A 22108-nucleotide genomic window follows, 5' to 3' on the forward strand; every position below is an offset into this window, starting at 1 on the left:
TTTCACATTTTACCTTAACCCTTATATAAATTTTTAATGATTTTTGATCACAGCGCCACTTGGAACTGCATCACGGCCATTCCTTTGCGCTCATCCACGACATAGCTCCCTTGGCTGTTGGCAGCAAAGATGGGCCGGCTTTGATAGCTAAAGGACAATTTCACCCGATTCCCTTCGATTAACCAATTTACCCCGCCGTCATACATCGCCATAGGGTCATCCAAGCGGTCAAACTGGGAATACTGGCTGCTGACATAGGGCTGCAAGGTCCCGGCATTACCGAGCAGGTCCCTCCTGAAGAGATAGCCAAACTGCGCATAAAAGGTGCTTCCGGTACCAATCGTAGGAAAAGCGCTTCCTGGGCCATTCAGAGTTCCTTCAGCATTGACACCTGTGGCCGGATTCATGGCGCCGACATTCCTGATGTAGTTTTTTCCATAATCGCTGTACGTATAGGCAGCATATGCCGTAATAGCATTTCCCTTGCTTCGATTTATGGGCCTGTCATAGAAGGCATCGATGGCCATTATCCCCAAGTTGGTCCTGACCGTATCGGTAGAACTTTCGGCATAATGCCACATGGCATCCTTTTGGGCCATAAAGCCCGCGCCTATATTGAAGACACTTTTCGTTCCCAAATAAGATCCTGCCTGGTAGGGTGTGGTATTGGATTCTTTGTCCAGAAACATGTATTTGAAATAACCATGGTACTGCGCATAACCTATTTCTGAAGAGAAAAGGGAATTTTCGGCAATCACAGGCCCCTGTACGGAAGACTGCTCAATGGACATCGGCTTGGACACGGCCAATCGATAATCTAGCTGGCCCAGCTGCCCTTTGGCATAAACACTCAGCTTTCGCACAAACTGGTCATTCACATCATTGGTCGCCTGCTGGTAAAGGGGGGCATCCAAGGATAGAATGGAGCCAATGGAAGGGCTCGCATACCGTGAAACCCCGTTCCACCCAGTCAGACCTGCTCCGATGGACATTTTTTCACCGACTACCTGATATTCCCCTATCGCATCAAGGAAAAATATCCCCTGCTTCCGCGGAGAGCGATAGGACAGGTTATTTTGGCCAAACTGGGTATAAAAAAACACCTTGTCGGTCAATTGACCAAAAACCTGTATCCTGGTCCTTCTCAGGCCAATGTCCATAACCTGGTCATCCGGGCTGCCATAAACCAGCGAACCTGGATTCGTCCACGTATTACGGAGCCAAATTTGATTAAGAAAGGTCCCTTTAACATAGTGGCTTCCATCTTCATTGAGCTGAAAACGTAGTTCCTTTTTCTTGGAAGCTGGAGAAGTTGATGGTGAAGTTTGTGCCCAAGTAGTGACGGAATAGGTTATAAAAAAGACTAGGCAAACACTAAAATACTTCATGTCTAATAATGGAATTTAAATTGGGATACTGTTAAGCCTATACCTACGGTAAAATGACCCATCCATCCATTGTTTGCATATTTTTTATGTAATAGGAGAAATACACTTATGAACGGTAGCTGTTAGCCTGTTTTCCTTCAAAGAACATCACCAGTAGCGCGCATTTTTTGTCATCATCCGAGAAAAAAACAACAGAAACCTAACTTTAGCCTAATCTAACTTTTTTTTTATACTAATTTAATTTTTAATTTCGCTTATATCAACAAAAAGTTTAGCAAAACCATTTTATACTACATGAAACAAGTCATTACCATATTCTTGTATATTTTTCTCTTTCATCAGGCAGTTGGTCAGGATGTAGGCAGTGTAGAGGGCCAAGTGGATGTTCCCAATTCATCAACCGTTTTTGCATCGGTACAGGTAGTAGGAACGGATTTTGGTACGATGACGACAGAAAACGGAACCTATGAACTTCACGATATTCCTGAGGGCAACATCACCTTAAAAGTAAGTTTGATGGGGTTTCAAACCGTCCAAAAAACCGTAGCCGTCACTGCGGGCAGCACCACCCAAGTTAATTTTCAGCTCAAGGAAGATAAGCTGAACCTGCATGAAGTGGTCATCAGCGCCACGCGTTATGAGCTGGACCGAAAAGAAGCACCTGTCGTGGTCAATGTACTCAATCCCAAATTGTTCAATGCCACCCAATCCGTGGCCTTGTCTGAAGGGCTTAACTACCAACCTGGTGTTCGGGTGGAAACCAATTGCCAAAACTGTGGATTTACACAGGTAAGGTTAAACGGGCTGGAAGGAGCCTATTCCCAGATTTTGATCAACAGTCGGGCGGTCTTTAGCTCCCTTAATAGCGTCTATGGGCTCGATCAAATCCCAACCAACATCATTGAGCGTGTAGAGGTCGTTCGCGGAGGCGGATCTGCCCTTTATGGCTCCAATGCTATCGGCGGCACCATAAACATCATCACCAAAGAACCTGTAGAAAATACCTGGCAGATCGGATCCAATTTTTCCCTGATCGATGGCACTACTCCTGACAATAGCTTGAATTTCAACGGCTCCCTTACCAGCGAAGACCTTAGCACTGGAGTCACCTTCCATGGGATGTACCGTCAGCGGGGGAGTTATGATGCCAATGGAGATGGCTTTACCGAAATCACGCGTTTGGAAAACAATACATTTGGCATGAAAGCCTTCCTAAAACCCAACGATCGCAGTAAGGTAAGTTTGGATTTCAGCGCCATCAAGGAGTACCGCAGAGGCGGGGACCATTTGGACCTCCCCCCCCACTTTACGGACATTACCGAGGAGCTCACCCACAATACCATCATCGGAGGCCTGACCTATGACCTGTACAGTAAAGACAGCAAAAACCACTTTTCCACCTATATTTCCGGGCAAAAAACGATCAGGGACAGCTACTATGGCGGTTTGGGAGGAGGCCGCACCGCTGCTGATAGCTCCTTGGCCGCCAACGCCTACGGCAAAACCCATGACCTATCCATGGTCGCAGGAAGCCAATTCTCCAGAAGTTTTGCCCATGATGACGTGGTTATTTTTGGCGCAGAATACCAGTTGAGCGATGTAGAAGACGAGATCAGCGGGTACCAACGTCTTATTGATCAGTCCGTCCATACCCTCGGGTTTTACGGCCAATACGAATGGCGCCCCAACGACCGCCTGACCGCTTTGGCGGGAGGCAGGTTTGACCATACCGTCGTGGATGGCCATTATGGACTGTCGTCCATCGTCCGCAACGTGGATGTATCGACGGGCGTATTCAGTCCACGTGTCAATATTCTTTACGATATCCGGGAAGACCTGCAATTCCGGATAGGCTATGCCAGGGGATTCAGGGCCCCTCAGGCGTTTAATGAAGACCTGCACATTTCCTCTGTCGGTGGTGAACCCACCTTTGTGATCCTTTCGGATGAGCTGAAAACAGAACTTTCCGATGCATACACTACTTCCCTTAACCTCAGCAACTCCATCGGTGATCTTCAGTTTAGCTTTTTGGCAGAAGGGTTCTATACCCAACTGAAGCGGCCTTTTACCACTGTCAGCACCGGAGCCACCTTGCCCAATGGATCCATTTTAGAAGAAGTCAGGAACGGTTCAGGAGCTGTAGTAAGAGGAGGAAATGTCGAACTGAACCTCTCTCCTTCCCCAAAAGTCACCGTACAGGCAGGTGGAACCTTGCAGCGATCCACTTATCATGATCCGCAGGTGCTTTTCGAACCAGAAATGGAAAATGAAAACGAGCCGACCGTCACGACCGAGGAGTTTTTACGATCTCCCAATGCCCACGGCTATCTTTCCACCAACCTGATCTTGACCGACAAATTGAACTTCGACCTGACCGGTTCCTACACCGGATCCATGATTGTGCCACATGTAGTCAGCGAATCAGGTTTTATGGAACTGGTGGACAGTCAACAGTTTTTCGATGCCAATATCAAATTGGCTTACCACTTCGACCTGATAAAAGGTTTCCATATGGAGCTATCTGGAGGCGTACAGAACCTGTTAAACAGTTACCAAAAAGACTTTGACACGGGAGCTTTGCGTGATTCCAATTATATTTATGGACCAGCAAGGCCTCGGACATTTTTCTTTGGGGTGAAAATCGGGGATTTTCATTGAAGTAAGGGAGATGAAGGATGGAAAAGTTAAACGGATAAAATGAAGACGGCTATGAAAACATTACTGCTCCCGATCATGTTGCTGACCAGCGTCTTAACCGGCCTGCACCCTACTGCCCATGGCCAAGAAAAAATCAATTGGTTGACATTCGAACAATTGGAGGATTCCTTAAGGCTGGCTCCCAAAAAGGTGTTTATCGATTTTTACACCGACTGGTGTACCTACTGCAAAAAGATGGACAAAAAGGTTTTTACCGACGCAGCGGTCATCACCACCATAAACCGAGAATATTATGCGGTCCGGATGGATGCTGAAACCCGGGACACCGTCCGCTTTGATGGCCTTGACCTCGTCAATCACCAAGCCACGGACAAACGTCCGGGCATCCATGATTTAGCCCTTTTATTGGGAGGTAGAAATGGTAAGTTCACGCCTCCCACCCTTATTCTTCTGGATGAAGCGTTCAGGGTGATCGACCGGAGATTTGAATACCAACATCGCGAAAAACTGCTACACTGGCTGCAGCAGGATGCTGCTTTATCGAGATAAACGTGCTCTCTGCATTTTTTTGATAAAAGTGAAACTTTTCTTTCCAAATAAATGTATATACATTAAATTCATTTACATATAATTCAACCAGTCTTAGGAGGGCAATATGAAAGATACAGCAGTAAAAAAAATCAGACAACTTGGATTCCAGTGGCAAACCCAGGATCCCTTCTTGTTCTGTGCATATCATTTGGATGAATTTCCGGAGGGAAATGATGATCTTGGGCCAAAAGCCTCATTGGAAGGTCGGAATATCGGACAGGATTTTACGATCAAGGATGGATGGAGAATGTACCATGGCAGCAAAGTGCCCGGCTTTCCGGCCCATCCTCACAAGGGATTTGAGACGATTACCTTGGTCGAGCGAGGCTTTGCGGATCATTCGGATTCCTTGGGAGCTGCAGGCCGTTTTGGTCAAGGAGATGTGCAGTGGATGACGGCCGGCAAAGGCGTGATGCACAGTGAAATGTTTCCTTTGCTCAACAAGGAAGAAAAGAACCCATTGCTGCTCTTCCAGCTATGGCTAAATCTTCCAAAGGCCAACAAAAACGTTCCTGCCCATTTCAAAATGCTGTGGGGAGAGACCATTCCTGTTATTAAAGAAAAAGATGCCAATGGAAACGACATTGCCATCAAGGTCATCGCTGGCCAATATGGGGATGTAAAGGCTCCTGCCCCAAATCCCGATTCGTGGGCAGCAGATCCCGAAAACCAAGTGGCCATATGGACGATAAAGCTGGCGCCGAATGCCAAATGGACACTTCCGGCGACCGCTGAAGGCATCAATCGTTCCCTGTTCTTCTATAAAGGTGAAAAGCTGGAAGCAGAAGGGTTTGAGGTACCGGAAGGTCACTCCATAGACCTGTTTTCTGAAAAGGAAATCACCTTTGTCAATGGCGACCAGCCGGCAGAGTTGCTTTTCCTCCAAGGCAAACCGATCAATGAACCGGTCGTTCAGCATGGACCATTTGTGATGAACAGCACACAGGAAATCCACCAAGCCATGATGGAATTCCAGAAAACCCAGTTTGGTGGCTGGCCGTGGCCAAACCACGAACCCACCCACCCCAAAGACAAGGGACGCTTTGCGATCCATGCTGATGGACGCGAAGAAGTGAAAGGTTAAAGTACCTTGTTAATAACGGTCATCTCGACGGTAGGAAGCATCTCCCTGTCCACCAAACCATGGATGGGAACAGCTCTCCTATCGTCGGAATGACCTGTTTCTGACCTGTTCCCATTTCCTTTCAGATGTTGGATTTCTCCAGGAAGAATTGAAGTGAGCTTTTCAAGTTTTCTGCTGCTTTTTGCTTGAAATCCAGGTCATCCATGTTGAGTTTTGGCAGCTGCACCACGTCGTCAAATCCTGCCTCTTTGCCATCTTTTTCCCCTCCGGAAGTGATCAGTAAGGTCTTTTTTTGATGTTTATTGGCCAAGCCCAAGAGCTTATAGCTTCCCTTTCCCGCTGCAGACTGGCTGTCAAATTTCCCCTCTCCGGTGATCACCCAATCCGCCCAGCTCACCTTTTCTTGCATGTTCACTTGTTCGAAGAAATAATGGGCACCTTCCTCGATCTTCACGGAAAAAAAAGCACTCAGCCCCAACGCAATACCACCAGCAGCCCCAAACCCTGGTTGATCTGTCAATTGTCCATCCCCCTTGGCTTTCAGCAATTCAAAAACGCCCTTTGCAGCACTTTCAAAAACATGCTGATCGGCTTCTGACAGGCCCTTTTGGGGACCAAAAACAGGAATGGCTCCCTGGCTACCGAAAAAAGTATTCTTTACATCGCATAAACACGTAAACCGGACTTTGTTCATGGCCACCGGTCGCTGGATATGGGCAATCCTCTCCAAAAAGCCAGGGCTGAACATTGGGATCTCCCGTCCGTTTTTGTCCAAAAACAAATAGCCCAATGCCCGCAAAATCCCAGTGCCCATGTCCACCGTCGCACTCCCACCGAGTCCCAAAATGATGTGTTCTGCGCCTCGCCGTATGGCTTCCATTATCAATTGCCCCGTCCCAAAAGTACTGGTCAATTGGGCGTTCACCCCGAAAGGCGGCAATCCCGCCAAGCCGCTTAAAGTGGACACATCGATCCACGCTTCTTTTCGACTTTCATTTAAAAAAATTAAACCTTGTTCAGTTAATCCTATTGCATTCAGGCCTACCGCCTCTATCTTATTTAATTTCAATTGGTTACCAAGCAAAAAACATGTCCCGTCACCGCCATCGGCAATAGGACACCGTTGGTATTCAGCATGGGAAAGGTATTGGCGGAGCACTTCCTCGATCAGCGCAGCAGCACGATCAGCAGGGATGGTCCCTTTGAAGGCGTTGGGTGCAATCAAGATATTCATGGTATAGGTAATTGGTTGTTTGCTTCGGAGCCATTTATTGGGAAGAGTTCTTTCCCAGTCAAGTGCTTACACCATGGATGGAAAGAAGAGGGTTACAATGTATTTTTTTCCTTCATCCGTCTGAAATAGTCCTTAGTGGCTGCCCGTACTTTTGGGGACAGGTAGATGGCCGATATCATGGTTGGGAAGGCCATCACGGCATACATCCCATCGACAAAACTCATTACAACCTTTAGGGAAACGACTGCTCCACCAACGATGGTCAGCAGATAGAAGTAATTATAATAATTGGCCTTGTCCGCACCAAAAAGGTAGTTGAAGCATTTATGGCCATAGTAACTGTACGTAAACATCGTGGACAGCGCAAATACCAGTACTGCGGCCATTAAGAAGTACTTTCCTACCACAGGAATCCCACTCTGAAAAGCAGAGAGGGTCATCAGCACCCCATCTTTTTCGCCGGTTTCCCATACGCCGGTGACCATGATGGTCATGGCTGTCAGGGTACATACCACGATGGTATCGATAAATGGGCCCAGCATGGCGATCAACCCTTCCCGTACCGGTTCTTCGTTCTTGGAGGCTCCATGCACCATGGGGGCTGTTCCGATACCGGCCTCATTGCTAAAGGCTGCTCTTCTGGCACCTGTAATGATCACCGCTCCAATAGAACCGCCCAAAACGGCTTTTCCGGTAAAGGCATCTTCGAGGATAAACCAAAATGACGGCAATATCTCATCACCGAACCTGAAAAGGATCACCAGTACGCTTATGAAATAAAGGGTCACCATAAACGGTACCAGCTTGGAAGCAACCGCAGCAATCCGCTGTATTCCGCCCAAAATCACCGTGGCCACCAAAAGCATCATGGAAACTCCCAAGATCCAGCGGGTCGTCGTACCATGGTCAAGCCCAAAAGGTTTGAGCAGCACCACACGGATGACATCGGTCAACTGATTGGCCTGGAAGATCGCCAACAACCCCATGATTCCGGCCACACAAAAGATGACCGATAAAAACCGCCATTTCTTTCCCATCCCCTCTTCTATCACATACATGGGACCTCCTTGGATATGGCCTGAGCTGTCCTTTCCCCGGTACATGATGGCCAACGTGCAGGTAAAGTACTTGGTGGCCATTCCGACAAATGCAGACACCCACATCCAGAAGATTGCCCCTGGGCCGCCCGTTCCAATGGCCAAGGCTACTCCGCTGATATTGCCCAGCCCCACTGTCGCGGCGATGGCCGAAGAAAGCGCTTGAAAGGAGGTAATGTCGCCTTTGGCATTGGGATCATCATATTTTCCGCCGACCACCTTCATGGCATGGCCAAATCCCCTGAAGGGAATCAATCCAGAGTATAAAAACAATAAGGTGCCTCCGCCCAAAAGCAGGTACAACAATGGCCATCCCCAAATCCAATTACTAAAATCAATGATCAATTGCCCCATAGCTAACGTTTAATTCAATCCAATTCAGTCTTGACTTTTTTCCGAAACCAAAACTAAAAAATGAATATTACCACCATTTTCCTACTTATCCAAAATGAATTATATAATCTAGCTGAATTTTTTGCACACGGAATACTCAGAAATAATTAGCCATGCTAATGTTGCTTTTACTGGCTATTAAAAATGCACTGCTGAAGTTAATCACAAAGCCTAGGGACTAATTGGACAATTCGGGATCAATCAGCAATTGTTGCATAGCACCTCCAATCGATTGGAAACCGATTCAATTTTTAAAATCACAATTCTATGTGAATGCTAAAAAAAACTCAGCGTTTGGTATAGGTCAACACTTTGAAGGCTCCCAATTGCCTGATAATTTGGTCGGAAAGGCTTGATTTTAGAAATCCGTTCAAAGAGTTGGGAAGGGTAAAAATGTCACCAAAAGCGCATCATTTTCATAGCTTTCCAGTCACTTTCCCTACTTTAATCATCTGTTACATTCCATATCCGCTGTGCATTCCGCCAGAACCATAAACGCTCCCGTGCCATCCGTGAGAATGCCCCTTCAATAAACATCCGGACAACCCGCAAGAAATATCGGGAAAGCTTGTTATTTTTGGTGGTGCTTTATAAACTAACCGTATGATCCATCGAAAGGCCAATACCATCGTCATCAAAATAGGCTCCAATGTACTGACCCAAGCCGATGGCACTCCCGATACCATGCGCATGAAAGCCTTGGTTCGCCAAATGGTTTACCTTCGTGAGCAAGGTCAGGAAATCGTCCTGATCACATCAGGGGCCGTGGCTTATGGCCGTACATCCACTGTTTTCGAAGAAAAGACCGATCCGGTCATCCAAAAACAAATTTTAGCCGCAGTAGGTCAGATTGAATTGATCAGGCAATACAAGCAGCTGTTTGGGGATCATAACACGCCGATCGCCCAGATCATGGTTACCAAAAGTGATTTCAGGGACAGAAAACACTTCCTGAACATGAAAAACTGTTTGGAAGGGCTTTTGAAAAACAATATCATACCGGTCATCAATGAAAATGACACCGTATCGGTTACAGAGCTGATGTTTACCGATAATGACGAACTGGCCGGATTGGTGGCGGCCATGCTGGATGCCAAGGACCTGATCATCCTCAGCAATGTGGAAGGAATCTTCAAAGGCCATCCCAGTGATCCGGAGGCGGTGCTGATCGAAAAAGTCGATGCGGACACTCCTTCCATGGCCAATTTCATCTCCAGCTCCAAGAGTTCTTTTGGGCGGGGCGGGATGCTTACCAAGATGAACATGGCCAAGAAGTCCGCGGACTTGGGCATCGGCGTCACCATTGCCAATGGCAAACGGGAAGATGTCCTCGTGGACTATTTCCACAACCGCTTGCGATGTACCTACTTCGAACCGTCCAAAGCCAAACAAAGCCCTAAAAAGTGGATCGCCCACAGTGAACATTACTCTACTGGGGAGGTCATCATCAATAGTGGTGCTGAAAACGCCCTTAGATCTGACAAAATCACCAGTCTCCTTCCCATCGGTGTCCTTGAGATCCGTGGGGATTTTTCGAAAGGGGACATTATCCGTATCCTGTCGGAAGATGGCAGGAAAATTGGGCTGGGAAAATCCGCTTATGGTGCTAAAGTGGCTGCCGAAAAAAAGGGGCTGAGCAATCAAAAACCCCTTATTCATTATGATTACCTCTACCTTCACCAAGATAGCTAAGCGTGATGGCGAATTGATAAATGATTGGCATGCAAACTATTTCTCCCCGGAGCATTCACCATTTCTTTGGATTTACTGAAGGCCATTACCGCTGCTGCTTCACGATGGATCACGCATCCCATGGATAGTGGTTGGGCTTCACCGTTTACATTTCCGTCATTGCAGCACTGTGGAGAATATGGGCGAAACACCTAGAAAAATGACGATTCGTGCGGGTATTCCCTTCTTTTAAACGTATTTTTGACAATTCTATAGGCTTATGATCGGCATAAGCCATCAATGGGAAATTTTACCAATCCAACACCATAAACTGCAATGACAATGAACACAGACCAGACACCATTCTCCAGAGATGAAGAGAACAACAATGTATGGCTGTCCAAAGAAAACGCCCAAACCATTACCCTTACCGACCATGGTATTACGCCGACGGTCCTGGCCAGCGAGGCGGAAGTTGGCCAAGCCATGCTGAATGAGCTATATGCCACGGCAGAAGCCAAAGAAGGGGACATCAACATTGCCCTCCTTGGCGGCAGGGGCGCCCAAGAACTGCACCGTCTATTGGGAAAATTGGCCGAGTCCGGTGAAAAGGATGAGCTGCTCGCCAGGTTGAATGTATTTACCCAAGATGCCCTGGCGCCGATGGGCATGGCCAATGGCTTTAGTTTTGTCAGGGATTTTGAGCGGATCTTGGGCGAGGCATTTTTTAACAAGATAAAGAGTTTTACCCCCATGCAAACCGATACGGAGGATTTGGAATCTGCCCTTGTGGCCTACCTGAACAAATTGGAATCCTTGGGTGGGTTGGATATCTTCTTTATCGGCCATGGCCCAGAGGAAAACCAAGCCTCACACCTTGCCTATATCAAGCCCTTTTCCGGTGCAAAGCCCCAACATGTTGCCGGATTGATTCCCATTTCCAGCAGTATTCTGGAGCACCACATCAGCAAGTTTAAAGCTGGTGGAAGCGTCGTTAGCGAAGACGATGAAAAAGAATGCCGGTCTGCCGAGTATATTCTCACCTTGGGCCCAGCGGCCATCATGCAAGCCAAAAAGGTGGTTCAATCTGTAGTGGATGCCGATTCTGCACCTGCCAAAGTCAACACGTACGCCAAGGTGCTGAACACTTCCATCAGTGCTGATCCTGCTGAAGCCTTGCAACAATTAAACGCCAACCCAGGCCTGTGGATCAGGTTAAATGCAAATACAAAATCCTTTGTGCTGCCTAACTTGGGCGTTTAATCCGAAATATGTGCGGTCTCATAAACCAACCAAATGAAATCGTTACCTCGTAATCTTTCCCTATAAAAAAGAGAAAATAAGGTTTGAGACAGCTTATTTTGTTAAACGGGGAGGCACACTCCCCTATTTTTTACCCGGTTTATGCATTAGGAATCGTATTGAGAGTTGAAAGTGCAAGAAAATCAGTTAGTTTGGAGGTGTAAGCATAGCATCGCCACGGTTATACCGAAAACTAAAGCGAAGCGGCTGATTTTAAAGCAATTTCAGCTCGTAATACTTGTGCACCGTGATGTAGATAAGCTGATGCATATTCCGAGTTTAACATTCGAAAGTCATCTTCCATCACGCTAAGACCACGCCCACCCCAATTTTTTCCAATAAATAAGGATTGTGGTCAATGACCAAGATATCGTTATCGCGGCTTAAGCTGGAAAGGATCTCAAAAAGCAGGTCGATATCGGCATAGTGCAGTCCCGTGCTGGGCTCATCCAAAATCAATAGCTGGTCCCGGGTCTTGCTTTTGAGCCAATGGAGCAGTAACAATCGTTGCTTCTCACCTGATGAGAGGGATTTTACCGCTTGATCCAACCGGAGATGGGCCAACCCAATGGCGTCCAGTTGCTGGATAAACGTTTCTCTCGAAGTAGCTACTTGGTGATCGGCCAACCAACTTCGCAATTCACGGACGGACAGGGCGAGCACTTCGGCAATGTGCAATCCTCCTACGCGGTATTCCAATAAATTGGCCTGATACCGCTGGCCGTGGCAAACCTCGCATGTTTCGATATGGTTGGCTGCTACATCCAAACTGGTGGATACCACACCGGCTCCTTTACAGTTGGGGCATTGGCTGGCTTTGTTTTTATAGGAAAAGTCCCTTGCCTTTCGTCCTGTTTCCTTGGAAAAGACCTTACAGATGTCTTTTAATAGGTCCAAATAATCTACCAATAAGGTACGGTTATGGGCCTGCAACTTTTTTGGCTCAAAATACTGGGCACCGCTGTATGCTTTGGGCCAAGTAATGGCTGCGCAGTTCACCGGATGTTCCTGTTCGATACTTGGAATCAAGACGTCCTTTACCAAGGTCGTCTTCCCAATGCCGGACTTACCCGTAATGGCCGTAATGCCCCCAACAGATACTTCCAATGACTTTTTAACTAACGTGTGCCGCGCCAGATCCTTCAATAAAATCGTCTGATTTCCTGTCGCTAAAGTCAGGGGCTGAGCTGGCCGCTTTAAAAATGGATGGCTATCCGGCCGTTCCAAAAATGCCGCTGGGCTACCGTGGAAGGTTATATATCCCCCTTCTTGTCCCGCTTGGGGGCCAATTTCCACCAGTTTTTCCGCAGCCAGCATTATTTCCTTGTTATGCTCGATTACGATCACGGTATTGCCCTTTTCCACCAATTCTCTCAGGAGCTGCACCAAATCAGGAATATTGTCTGCCGACAGTCCCGCAGACGGCTCATCCAGCAGGTAAGTAATTCCCTTGAGAGGACTGTTGAGCTGCTTGATCAGCGTGACGCGCTGCTGCTCCCCTCCACTGAGCGTAGCCGACTTTCGGTTCAGTTGCAAGTGGTCGATATGCAATTGCTTCGCCCTTTTAAGGGTATTGGCCAAATTCGCCTTGACGTTCCCGATCAGCTGTTGATCGATGCTTTCGGTAGCCCCAACGTTCTTTAACCAATGGTCAAGCTTCTTGAAATCCATGGATTTCAGGGCATGAATGGAATTCCCACCGATCTGCACCGCTAACCTTTCTGGCTGAAGGCCACTTCCCTGACAATGGCTGCACTCATTGTACGAAAGCAAGGATTTCAGCGGTTGGTATTTGTTCTTTCGGGTCAGAAAGTACTCATCCATCAGGTATTTGAAAAGACCGCTCCACTTCATGTTTACCTGCTGGGTACCTTCTCGGGTTTTTGTCCTGAACTTCCAGGTCGCTTCCCAGGTTTTTCCTTCCACTCCTTTGAATATGACGTCTTTTTGAACAGGAGTCAATTCATTGAATGGGGTATTCAGGTCAAATCCGTATGCTTTACCGACTTCCCCTAACACGGCCATGTACTGTCCACTCGCCTGGCCATAGTAGGCTAGGCCCTTATGGTGCTCAAACAGTCCATCGTTGATGCTTAAGCCTCCATCCAACACCATTTTATCAAGGTCAGGAAGCAATTCCTGTCCTACCCCGTCACAAATCCCGCATTTACCTAATTCATGATTGTTTGAAAAATGACTTGCCGACCAATCCAAACCGGTGTATTGTGCCTTTCTGGAAAAGGCAAAACGTAAGGTTTTGTCGAAATCCGTTTGCTGGGCAACGTCTGACCGTTCGGAAAAGCTCTTTTCTTTTCGGGTGATGCATATGCTTGGGGTAAGGCCCTCGATATAATCCACTTCCAACTGGAAATTTACTCCGACCCTTGATTGCTGGTAGCTGGAAAACTGTTTGGTCATTTCCTGCAGGCCAAATCCGTGCAGGGTGTCGATGACCAATGATGATTTTCCAGAGCCGGAAATGCCCGTTACCACTGACAAATGTTCCTTGGGAAATTCCAGGCTGATATCTTTGAGGGCATGGGTCCGGGCACCGTGGATCGCGATGATGTCCCGTCGCTGTGCTGGTGGCAATGGAATAGCCGTTGGCTGGGCGGCCAAGGCATTATCCACCCAGACATCACATTGGGATTGGAAAAGCTGGTGGTTTTCAAAGCATACAATGCCGGCGGTTTGCTTTTTTAGCTGGTTCAGGGCATCCATCAGTTGCTGGACATTTTGCTGGTGCAGGCCAATACTGGGCTCTTCCAGCAGCAAAACAGTCTTTTTGGAAGGTTTGGCAAAATGCTTGGTCAGCTTGATCCGTTGCGCTTCACCCCCTGACAGCGTATTGGAAGGCTGTCCCAGCTTGATGTATCCCAGCCCAAGCTGCAGCATCAAGGCCAATATATTGGCCAATTTCTTTTCTTCGGCAAAAAACTCAGCCGCTTCCCGGATACTCAGGTCATAGATTTCTGCGATGTTTTTCCCCTGCCATGAGACTTTTAATACGTCAGGTTTAAAGCGCTTGCCCTGACAGACCGGGCATACCTGGTTGATATTTCCCATCACGCTCATGGACAGGGTAATGACGCCCGCTCCTTCACAGTTGGGACAGCGGCCACTTTTATTATTGAAAGAAAAAGCACTTTTCGCCAATTTTAGCGATTTTGCCGTTGAGGTCTTGGCCAACAAATCCCGAATGCCATCGGCCAGGCCGGTGTAAGTAGAAGGATTGCTCCGAGGAGTCTTCCCAATTGGCTGGTCGGTAACGGTCAGGAAGGTTAACCCTTGCTGATCACAAAAAGCAGTGATCGTTTCCAACAGCTTGCCGGTTTTCCGACTGACGACGGACAAGGTCTGCGGCTGGGGCTGAAAAGCATTGACCTGCTGGGATGCTGCCGGTTTTCTGGACGGCTCATTCTGATTTTGAATCGCAGTCAAGGTCGGGCTTTTAGCGGGATCTGCTGTTAAAAATGAATCTATGGAGCCATTAAAGATCACTTCTCCCCCTTCTATTCCTGCTTTGGGGCCCAATTCCACCACCCAATCTGCCGATTGGATAAAATTCAGGTCGTGCTCCACCACCATCACCGTGTTTCCCCGAAGGATCAATCGGTCAAAAATATGGCGAAGATGCTGCTGATAAGCTGCAGGAAGACCGATAGAAGGTTCATCAAATACATATAAAATCCCTTGAAGACTACTGTTCACCTGCTTGATCAACTTTATCCGCTGGCCATCTCCGGAAGAAATATCCATACTGGAAGTACTCAGCTGATAATGCTCCATTCCCAGCCGGATAAGGTCCAGCAGTTGGGTACACAACTTATCGACCAGTACTTTTTCACCACCGGACAAGGACTGTGCTTGCAAACGGTCATACAACTGCTGCAAGGAAAGGTCCATCCATTCCTGAAAGTTCAATCCCTTCCATCGGTACCTCAGGTGCTCAGCCTTTATCCTTGCTCCATGACAGCTCGGGCATATTTTGGCACTCACAAAACGTAGGATACTCACATTTCTATCCAGCCTCAGGATATCCGACATGATCGGAATAATTCCTTTATAATATCCTTCCTCGCGGGGTTTGGCCTTAAACCCCTCCCACCTGAGGCGCGACTCCAGGCTGTGCTTTCCGTAAAATACCTTGATCCGATCGCTGCCATATAAAATGACGTCTTGCTGCTCCTTACTAAGGTCCTTCCACGGAACATCCACTGAAAATCCATGTGCCGCACATACCTTATTCAGCTCCTCCACTGTCACTTGGGAATAGACGATGTATCCATTGGGCAGGGTGGTCGTAATCGCTCCTTCCCGCAGCGTCTTGTTTTCGTCCCCCACCAATTTATGGATATCGATGTATTCCGCCTCACCAATCCCACGACAGTGCTCGCAGGCTCCTTTGGGGTGGTTAAATGAAAAAAGGGATTTGCTCATGGTCTCCTCCCCTGCATACCGCGCAAACAGCACCCGAAACAGCGGTGTCAACTCCGAGAGGGTTCCAAACGTCGCATTGATGGATTGGAATCGCTTGGACTGTTCCACCTTGATGACAGGAGGCAAGGCCGAAATATGCTCCACCTCGGCCGTAGGAATGGCTTGGGCATGCTGCTGGTTATAGGCTGGCAGGCTCTCCAGAAAATAGCGATATCCCTCATTGGCAATCACCCCCATGGCCAAGGAGGATTTTCCTGATCCCGACAGTCCGGTGACGACAATCAACCGGTTTTCGGGAAGGTCCAATGAAACATTTTTAAGGTTGTTTTGATGGGCGTCGGTAATGCGCATGTACGGTTAATTTTCTTTTGGAAAATCAAAGATAGAAAATGAAAAAGCCCGACAAAACGCCGGGCTTTAAAGAGTATACAAACCAAATAGGTTTATCGCATGGCCTTATAGGCATTGATCAGGCCATTGGTAGAGGCATCATGGGAACTCACTTTTTCTTCTCCTTCCAGCTCAGGAAGGATTTTCTTGGCAAGCACTTTCCCAAGCTCCACTCCCCATTGGTCAAAGCTAAAGATATTCCAGATTACGCCTTGGACGAAGATCTTATGCTCGTACATCGCCACCAAGCAACCTAACGTGTAAGGATCAACCTTTTTCACCAAAATGGAATTGGTGGGCCGGTTGCCTTCAAACACCTTATGTGGAGCCAATTTTGCTATTTCCGCAGCTGACTTCCCGGCTTTGGTCAGTTCCTCCTTCACCTCTTCCAGTGATTTACCGTTCATCAGGGCTTCTGTTTGTGCAAAGAAATTAGAAAGCAACTTGGGATGGTGATCTCCTACGGGATTATGGGAAATGGCCGGTGCAATGAAATCACAAGGAATCAAATGCGTACCTTGATGAATCAACTGATAAAAAGCATGCTGTCCATTGGTACCGGGCTCGCCCCATATGATCGGGCCAGTGGTGTAATCCACCTTTTCTCCGTTTCTGGAGACATATTTTCCATTGCTTTCCATGTTGCCCTGCTGAAAATAAGCGGCAAAACGATGCAAATACTGGTCATACGGCAATATGGCCTCGGATGCCGCCCCAAGGAAATTGGTATTCCAAATTCCGATCAAGGCCAGGATCACAGGAATATTTGACTCAAAGTCAGTCCCTCTGAAATGCTTGTCCACAGCATGTGCTCCTTCCAGAAGCTTCTCAAAATTGTCAAAGCCAATGGCACAGGCAATCGGCAGTCCTATCGCTGACCACAGCGAATACCGGCCGCCTACCCAATCCCAAAAGGCAAACATATTGTCCGTATCGATTCCAAAAGCCGAAACCGCTTCCGCATTGGTGGAAAGTGCCACAAAATGCTTGGCGACCGCCGCTTCATCCTTCGCATGATCCAGGAACCAAGACCTTGCGGTATGGGCATTGGTCATGGTTTCTTGGGTGGTAAATGTCTTGGAGGCGATAAAGAAAAGGGTCGTCTCTGGATCTACTTTCTTTAGGGTTTCGGCCATGTGCGTTCCGTCCACATTGGAAACAAAGTGAATGTCCAGCTGTTCATTTTGGTACGGCTTCAAGGCCTCGGTCACCATGACCGGCCCCAAGTCACTTCCTCCGATACCGATGTTGACCAGGGATTTGATGGGTTTTCCGCTGAATCCCTTCCATGCACCACTGTTCACCTTATCGGCAAAGACCTTCATCTGTTCCAATACGGCATTGACCTCAGGCATTACATCCTTGCCATCCACCTCTACTGGATTGTTACTGCGGTTTCTCAGGGCTGTATGCAATACCGCTCGGTCTTCTGTTTGGTTGATGTGTCCGCCCGTAAACATGGCCTCGATGGCTGACGTGAGTTCAGTCTCCTTGGCCAGCTCAAAAAGTGTGGACAACACTTCATCATCTACCCTATTTTTAGAGTAATCTACCAAAATATCCTCAAAGCGGGCGGAAAACTTATCGAAGCGACTACTGTCTGCAAAAAGTGATTGGATGGTTTGTGATTTTTTCTGGTCAGCTAACTGGGAAAGTTTTTTCCAAGCTGCCGTTTGTGTTGGATTCGTATTTTTCATGTTTTGTAGGTTGGTCGACTGGCCCTTTATGGGCTGGTCGTGGTTTAATAAGCTTTTTATGGTTTTGTGAAAAAACAATTCAGTGAACAAAAATAAGATTTATATGCTCGCGATGAAATTAAAAAGCACGAGTTTGAGTTACCATCTTGTTAATTTCAGGGCAATGGGAGTATCAAGGAAAAAATGAGACCAAATGCTGTCGTGCACTTGAAAGTGGACCCAGTGGTGATTTTTATCGATTCTGCTGGATTTTTGCTAATTTGACTTTATCTTGTGGTTTTCAATCCCTTAATATGGAGCTTAATCAGAATTTTCTAACCTCCTTGAAGCTTTATTTTGGCCATAAAAAAGGCTATCCATATGATATCCCTTCCCTTTCCAACGTAAAGGAGCTATCGTTTGAATGCCCTGTTACGTTTTTTGTAGGCGAGAATGGCAGCGGTAAATCCACCTTGCTGGAGGCCATTGCAGTAGGCATGGGGCTAAATGCCGAAGGCGGCAGCAAAAACTTTAATTTCTCTACACACGAAAGTCACAGTACACTGTCCGAAGATATCACCTTCATAAAAGGCTATAGAAAACCCAAAGATAGTTTCTTTCTCAGAGCAGAGTCTTTTTATAATGTAGCCTCGGAAATCGACCGTCTCGGAGGAGATATCCACCAACAATACGGCAATCGCTCTTTGCATAGCCGCTCTCATGGGGAATCTTTTCTGGCACTTATGGAAAATAGGTTTAGGGGAAATGGGTTTTACCTCTTTGATGAAATTGAGTCTGCGCTAAGTCCATCCAGACAACTGGATGCCTTGGCGCAAATGGACAGGTTGGTAAAGCAAAAGTCCCAGGTCATTATGGCCACCCACTCTCCCATTCTACTGGCCTATCCAAATGCCTGTATTTTTGAATTTTCCCATCAGGGCATCAAAATGGTTCCCTATGAGGAAACGGAAACCTACCGTGTCACCAAAGACTTTTTGATGAACTATAAGCACATTCAGCATGTCTTGTTCAATGGTTAGGCCCAGGACAGGATCGCCTTGCTTACGGGATAAATCCTCCATTTTTCACACCCAAAACACCCTTGTTAACATTTTACCCCTCCTTTGTAAACATTTGGATACGCAGGATCTTTTGGGGCTTTTTTACCTTTGGACAACTCAAATAACCTATTTAGTTGAAAACCATCATGTCCCTTACCAAACTGATTTACACTTTTGTGATGTTAGTCCTGCTGTATGCCTGTGCGCCATCAGCAGGAGAAAACTTCCCACCTGAAAACGGTATCACCATTACCCTCCCTTCTGACGATCCCTACAGTCCTAAACAAGTCCGGCTGGAAGTCATCACCGAAAACATCATCCGGGTGACTTCATCCCCTCTGGATACGCGGCCTGTCAACAGCAGCCTGATGATCATCGACCAACTTCCCAGTCCCCCCGCGTGGGAAAAAACGGAAACAGCGGATTCGGTAGGCCTCCAAACCGCCAAAGTCCAAGCTTGGATTTCAAAATCCACTGGAGAGGTTACCTTTAAGGATGCTTCCGGAAAGCTGATATTACAGGAAGCCAAAGCGGGAAAGGCATTTGGTCCTCCTGCCGACGATTTGGAAGATGACGCGGTATTTTCCATCCAACAGCGCTTTAAAAGTCCTGAAAACGAAGCCTTCTACGGCCTTGGCCAGCAACAAACAGGGCTTTTCAACTATAAAGGTTACCATGTAGACCTTACCCAGTACAACAGTGTGGTAGCCGTTCCTTTTATGGTTTCCAGCCGAAATTATGGCATTCTATGGGACAATTATTCCATTACCAAATTTGGGGATGACCGTGAGCCCATGCCGCTGTCCGAACTCAGGCTCTTTGATGCCAACGGAAAGGAAGGCTTCCTTACGGCCACCTATGCCAATGACCCGAACCGGCCCAATGAAGGCTTAAAGGAACAAGAAGGGCATATTGCCTATACTTTTCTGGATGACCTGAACAAAATCCCCAAGGATTTTGATATGGCCAATGGCACGGCCACTTGGCAGGGAAGCCTTCAAGCGAGAGAAAGCGGGGTACATCGTTTTCACATGACCTATTCCGGATATGTAAAAGTATGGGCGGATGGCCAGTTGCTGGTAGACCGCTGGCGGGAAAGTTGGAACCCGGGACCATTGGTTTTTGAACTTCCATTGGATACGGAAAAAGCCACAGCATTCAAGATCGAATGGATTCCCGAATCCACCCAGTCTTTCCTGAGCGTAAAATTTCTTCCTCCCGACCGGTACCGCACCACCGAGACATATGCCTTTCGCTCTGAAGCGGGCAAAATGCTCGATTATTACTTCGTAGCAGGCCAGGATATGGATGAGCTTATTTCCGGATACCGCCAGCTCACAGGTAAGGCCCAGATCATGCCCAAATGGGCCATGGGCTTTTGGCAAAGCCGTGAGCGGTACAAAACCCAAGAGGAGCTCTTGAGCACCGTGGCCGAATATCGAAAACGGCATATTCCACTGGACAATATCGTCCAAGACTGGTCCTATTGGCCGGAAGATGCCTGGGGCAGCCATGATTTTGACCCTGCCCGTTTCCCGGATCCAGTTGGGATGATCGACCAGGTACATGACCAATACCACGCCCATATCATGATATCGGTCTGGCCAAAATTCTACGAAGGAATCGAACATTACAAACAGTTTGACGAAAAAGGCTGGCTCTACAAGCAAAACATCCTCAACCGCCAACGCGATTGGATCGGGGAAGGATATATCAGCACGTTCTATGATGCATTCAACCCTGGCGCTCGCGAGCTCTTCTGGAAACAGATCAACGAAAAACTGTACCAAAAAGGCATAGATGCCTGGTGGCTGGATGCGACCGAACCGGATGTACTGTCCAATGCCTCCATCCAACACCGCAAAACCCTCATGAACCCCACTGCCTTGGGTACTGCCACCGAGTATTTTAATGGCTATCCACTGGTCAATGCCAAAGGTATCTATCATGGTCAGCGAGCCACCAATCCCGATGATCGGGTATTTATCCTTACCCGATCGGCATTTCCCGGTATCCAGCGATATGGTGCGGCCACATGGAGTGGTGACATTTCCGCCCGATTTGATGAGCTCGAACAGCAAATTCCTGCAGGACTTAACTTCTCCCTTTCGGGATTGCCCTATTGGACCACGGATATCGGAGGCTTCTTTGTCGAAGATAAATACGACCGTCCCGACCCTAAGGGGGAGGCCTTGGAAGAATGGCGTGAACTGAACACGAGATGGTACCAATATGGCACCTTCACCCCTCTCTACCGATCCCATGGCCAATACCCCTATCGAGAGGTTTTTAACATAGCCCCTGAAGGCCATCCCGCGTACCGATCCATCGTCTTCTATAACAAATTGCGCTACCGGTTGATGCCGTATATCTATTCCTTAACTGGAAAAGTACATCATGATGACTACACGATTATGCGGCCTCTGATCATGGATTTTGACCATGATCCGCGTGTGGGACAAATCAAGGACCAGTTTATGTTCGGCCCTTCCATTCTTGTCAATCCCGTTTACCATTACGAGGCTACCAACAGGGACATTTACTTTCCCAAGGAAACAGGCTGGTACGACCTGCTGACAGGTGAATACCAAGCAGGAGGAGTAGAAAAAAATATTGAAGCCCCTTATGACAAAATTCCCTTATTTGTAAAGGCAGGAAGTATTATCCCCTTCGGTCCTAAAATCGAGTATACCGATGAAAAACCCGCCGATGAAATCACCTTATACGTCTATGCGGGCCAAAATGGCTATTTTGAACTGTATGAAGATCAAGGCAGCAATTACGAGTATGAACAAGGACAGTTTTCCATCATTCCATTAACCTATGACGAAAACACCAAAACACTGACAATCGGTGCACAAGAAGGCGAATTCGAAGGAATGCTAACCTCGCGAACCTTCCACGTTATCTATGTCCAAAAAGATCGTCCAACGGGCTACAAGCCCGATGCTACTACTGAAAAAGCCATCCACTATACCGGCCAATCCATGGCACTAAAGCTAGATGAAGAATAATGACTAAAAGTCAATAATATTGAACAAAAGTTAATTTTGGGTTTTAAAATGGAAAAAAGGGCTTCATGGTGTCATGAAGCCCTTTTTTATCGTAAACCCGATATTAACA

Annotated in this window: 12 protein-coding genes; 7 read left to right on the forward strand and 5 right to left on the reverse strand. The window is 47.4% G+C overall.

The annotated features are described in order from the left end of the window. Positions 1-47: 47 nt before the first annotated feature. A complete protein-coding gene (locus tag ECHVI_RS19575) occupies positions 48-1388 on the reverse strand; it encodes a hypothetical protein (RefSeq protein ID WP_015267771.1) in 1341 nt (446 codons plus the stop codon). A gap of 294 nt (positions 1389-1682) precedes the next feature. Between ECHVI_RS19575 and ECHVI_RS19580 the strand changes: the two genes are divergently transcribed. From ECHVI_RS19580 to ECHVI_RS19590, 3 genes are all read left to right on the forward strand, one after another. Then, positions 1683-4046, forward strand: a complete 2364-nt coding sequence (locus tag ECHVI_RS19580) for a TonB-dependent receptor (protein WP_015267772.1) — start codon at positions 1683-1685, stop codon at positions 4044-4046. Between the two features lie 51 nt (positions 4047-4097). After that, entirely contained in the window at positions 4098-4595 is a 498-nt protein-coding gene (locus ECHVI_RS19585; RefSeq protein WP_015267773.1) for a thioredoxin family protein, read from the forward strand. A gap of 106 nt (positions 4596-4701) precedes the next feature. Continuing rightward, positions 4702-5721: a pirin family protein gene (locus ECHVI_RS19590; protein ID WP_015267774.1), complete on the forward strand. Its 1020-nt coding sequence runs from the start codon at positions 4702-4704 to the stop codon at positions 5719-5721. Positions 5722-5842: 121 nt separating this feature from the next. On the opposite strand, the gene ECHVI_RS19595 is transcribed toward ECHVI_RS19590, so the two are convergent. Both ECHVI_RS19595 and ECHVI_RS19600 read right to left on the reverse strand, forming a co-directional pair. Then, positions 5843-6955: a glycerate kinase gene (locus tag ECHVI_RS19595; RefSeq protein WP_015267775.1), complete on the reverse strand. Its 1113-nt coding sequence runs from the start codon at positions 6953-6955 to the stop codon at positions 5843-5845. Positions 6956-7047: 92 nt separating this feature from the next. Then, the gene (locus ECHVI_RS19600; RefSeq protein ID WP_015267776.1) at positions 7048-8406 is read right to left on the reverse strand and encodes an alanine/glycine:cation symporter family protein; all 1359 of its coding nucleotides are present in this window, start codon (positions 8404-8406) and stop codon (positions 7048-7050) included. Positions 8407-9048: 642 nt separating this feature from the next. On the opposite strand from ECHVI_RS19600, the gene proB reads away from it, so the two are divergent. After that, the gene (gene proB / locus ECHVI_RS19605) at positions 9049-10137 is read left to right on the forward strand and encodes a glutamate 5-kinase (RefSeq protein ID WP_015267777.1); all 1089 of its coding nucleotides are present in this window, start codon (positions 9049-9051) and stop codon (positions 10135-10137) included. A gap of 321 nt (positions 10138-10458) precedes the next feature. Next, positions 10459-11379, forward strand: a complete 921-nt coding sequence (locus ECHVI_RS19610) for a 6-phosphogluconolactonase (protein ID WP_015267778.1) — start codon at positions 10459-10461, stop codon at positions 11377-11379. Between the two features lie 342 nt (positions 11380-11721). Here ECHVI_RS19610 and ECHVI_RS19615 read toward each other — a convergent pair whose 3' ends face one another. Further along, positions 11722-16209: an AAA family ATPase gene (locus ECHVI_RS19615; protein ID WP_015267779.1), complete on the reverse strand. Its 4488-nt coding sequence runs from the start codon at positions 16207-16209 to the stop codon at positions 11722-11724. A gap of 92 nt (positions 16210-16301) precedes the next feature. Beyond that, positions 16302-17945: a glucose-6-phosphate isomerase gene (gene pgi, locus ECHVI_RS19620; RefSeq protein WP_041740057.1), complete on the reverse strand. Its 1644-nt coding sequence runs from the start codon at positions 17943-17945 to the stop codon at positions 16302-16304. Positions 17946-18238: 293 nt separating this feature from the next. Between pgi and ECHVI_RS19625 the strand changes: the two genes are divergently transcribed. Beyond that, on the forward strand, positions 18239-18964 hold the full coding sequence (locus tag ECHVI_RS19625) for an AAA family ATPase (RefSeq protein WP_015267781.1): 726 nt from the start codon (positions 18239-18241) through the stop codon (positions 18962-18964). A 155-nt stretch (positions 18965-19119) separates the two neighbouring features. Beyond that, a complete protein-coding gene (locus ECHVI_RS19630) occupies positions 19120-21999 on the forward strand; it encodes a TIM-barrel domain-containing protein (protein WP_245553374.1) in 2880 nt (959 codons plus the stop codon). Positions 22000-22108 lie beyond the last annotated feature (109 nt).

The organism is Echinicola vietnamensis DSM 17526 (genome assembly GCF_000325705.1).
In the GTDB taxonomy this organism is placed as follows: Bacteria; Bacteroidota; Bacteroidia; order Cytophagales; family Cyclobacteriaceae; genus Echinicola; species Echinicola vietnamensis.

Excerpts from the sequence above, each read along its gene's own strand:
- ECHVI_RS19590 (WP_015267774.1), top strand. The coding sequence starts at position 4,702 with ATGAAAGATACAGCAGTAAAAAAAATCAGACAACTTGGATTCCAGTGG.
- ECHVI_RS19585 (WP_015267773.1), top strand. The coding sequence starts at position 4,098 with ATGAAAACATTACTGCTCCCGATCATGTTGCTGACCAGCGTCTTAACC.
- ECHVI_RS19610 (WP_015267778.1), top strand. The coding sequence starts at position 10,459 with ATGAACACAGACCAGACACCATTCTCCAGAGATGAAGAGAACAACAAT.
- ECHVI_RS19595 (WP_015267775.1), bottom strand. The coding sequence starts at position 6,955 with ATGAATATCTTGATTGCACCCAACGCCTTCAAAGGGACCATCCCTGCT.
- ECHVI_RS19575 (WP_015267771.1), bottom strand. The coding sequence starts at position 1,388 with ATGAAGTATTTTAGTGTTTGCCTAGTCTTTTTTATAACCTATTCCGTC.
- ECHVI_RS19580 (WP_015267772.1), top strand. The coding sequence starts at position 1,683 with ATGAAACAAGTCATTACCATATTCTTGTATATTTTTCTCTTTCATCAG.
- ECHVI_RS19600 (WP_015267776.1), bottom strand. The coding sequence starts at position 8,406 with ATGGGGCAATTGATCATTGATTTTAGTAATTGGATTTGGGGATGGCCA.
- ECHVI_RS19625 (WP_015267781.1), top strand. The coding sequence starts at position 18,239 with ATGGAGCTTAATCAGAATTTTCTAACCTCCTTGAAGCTTTATTTTGGC.
- ECHVI_RS19615 (WP_015267779.1), bottom strand. The coding sequence starts at position 16,209 with ATGCGCATTACCGACGCCCATCAAAACAACCTTAAAAATGTTTCATTG.
- pgi (WP_041740057.1), bottom strand. The coding sequence starts at position 17,945 with ATGAAAAATACGAATCCAACACAAACGGCAGCTTGGAAAAAACTTTCC.
- proB (WP_015267777.1), top strand. The coding sequence starts at position 9,049 with ATGATCCATCGAAAGGCCAATACCATCGTCATCAAAATAGGCTCCAAT.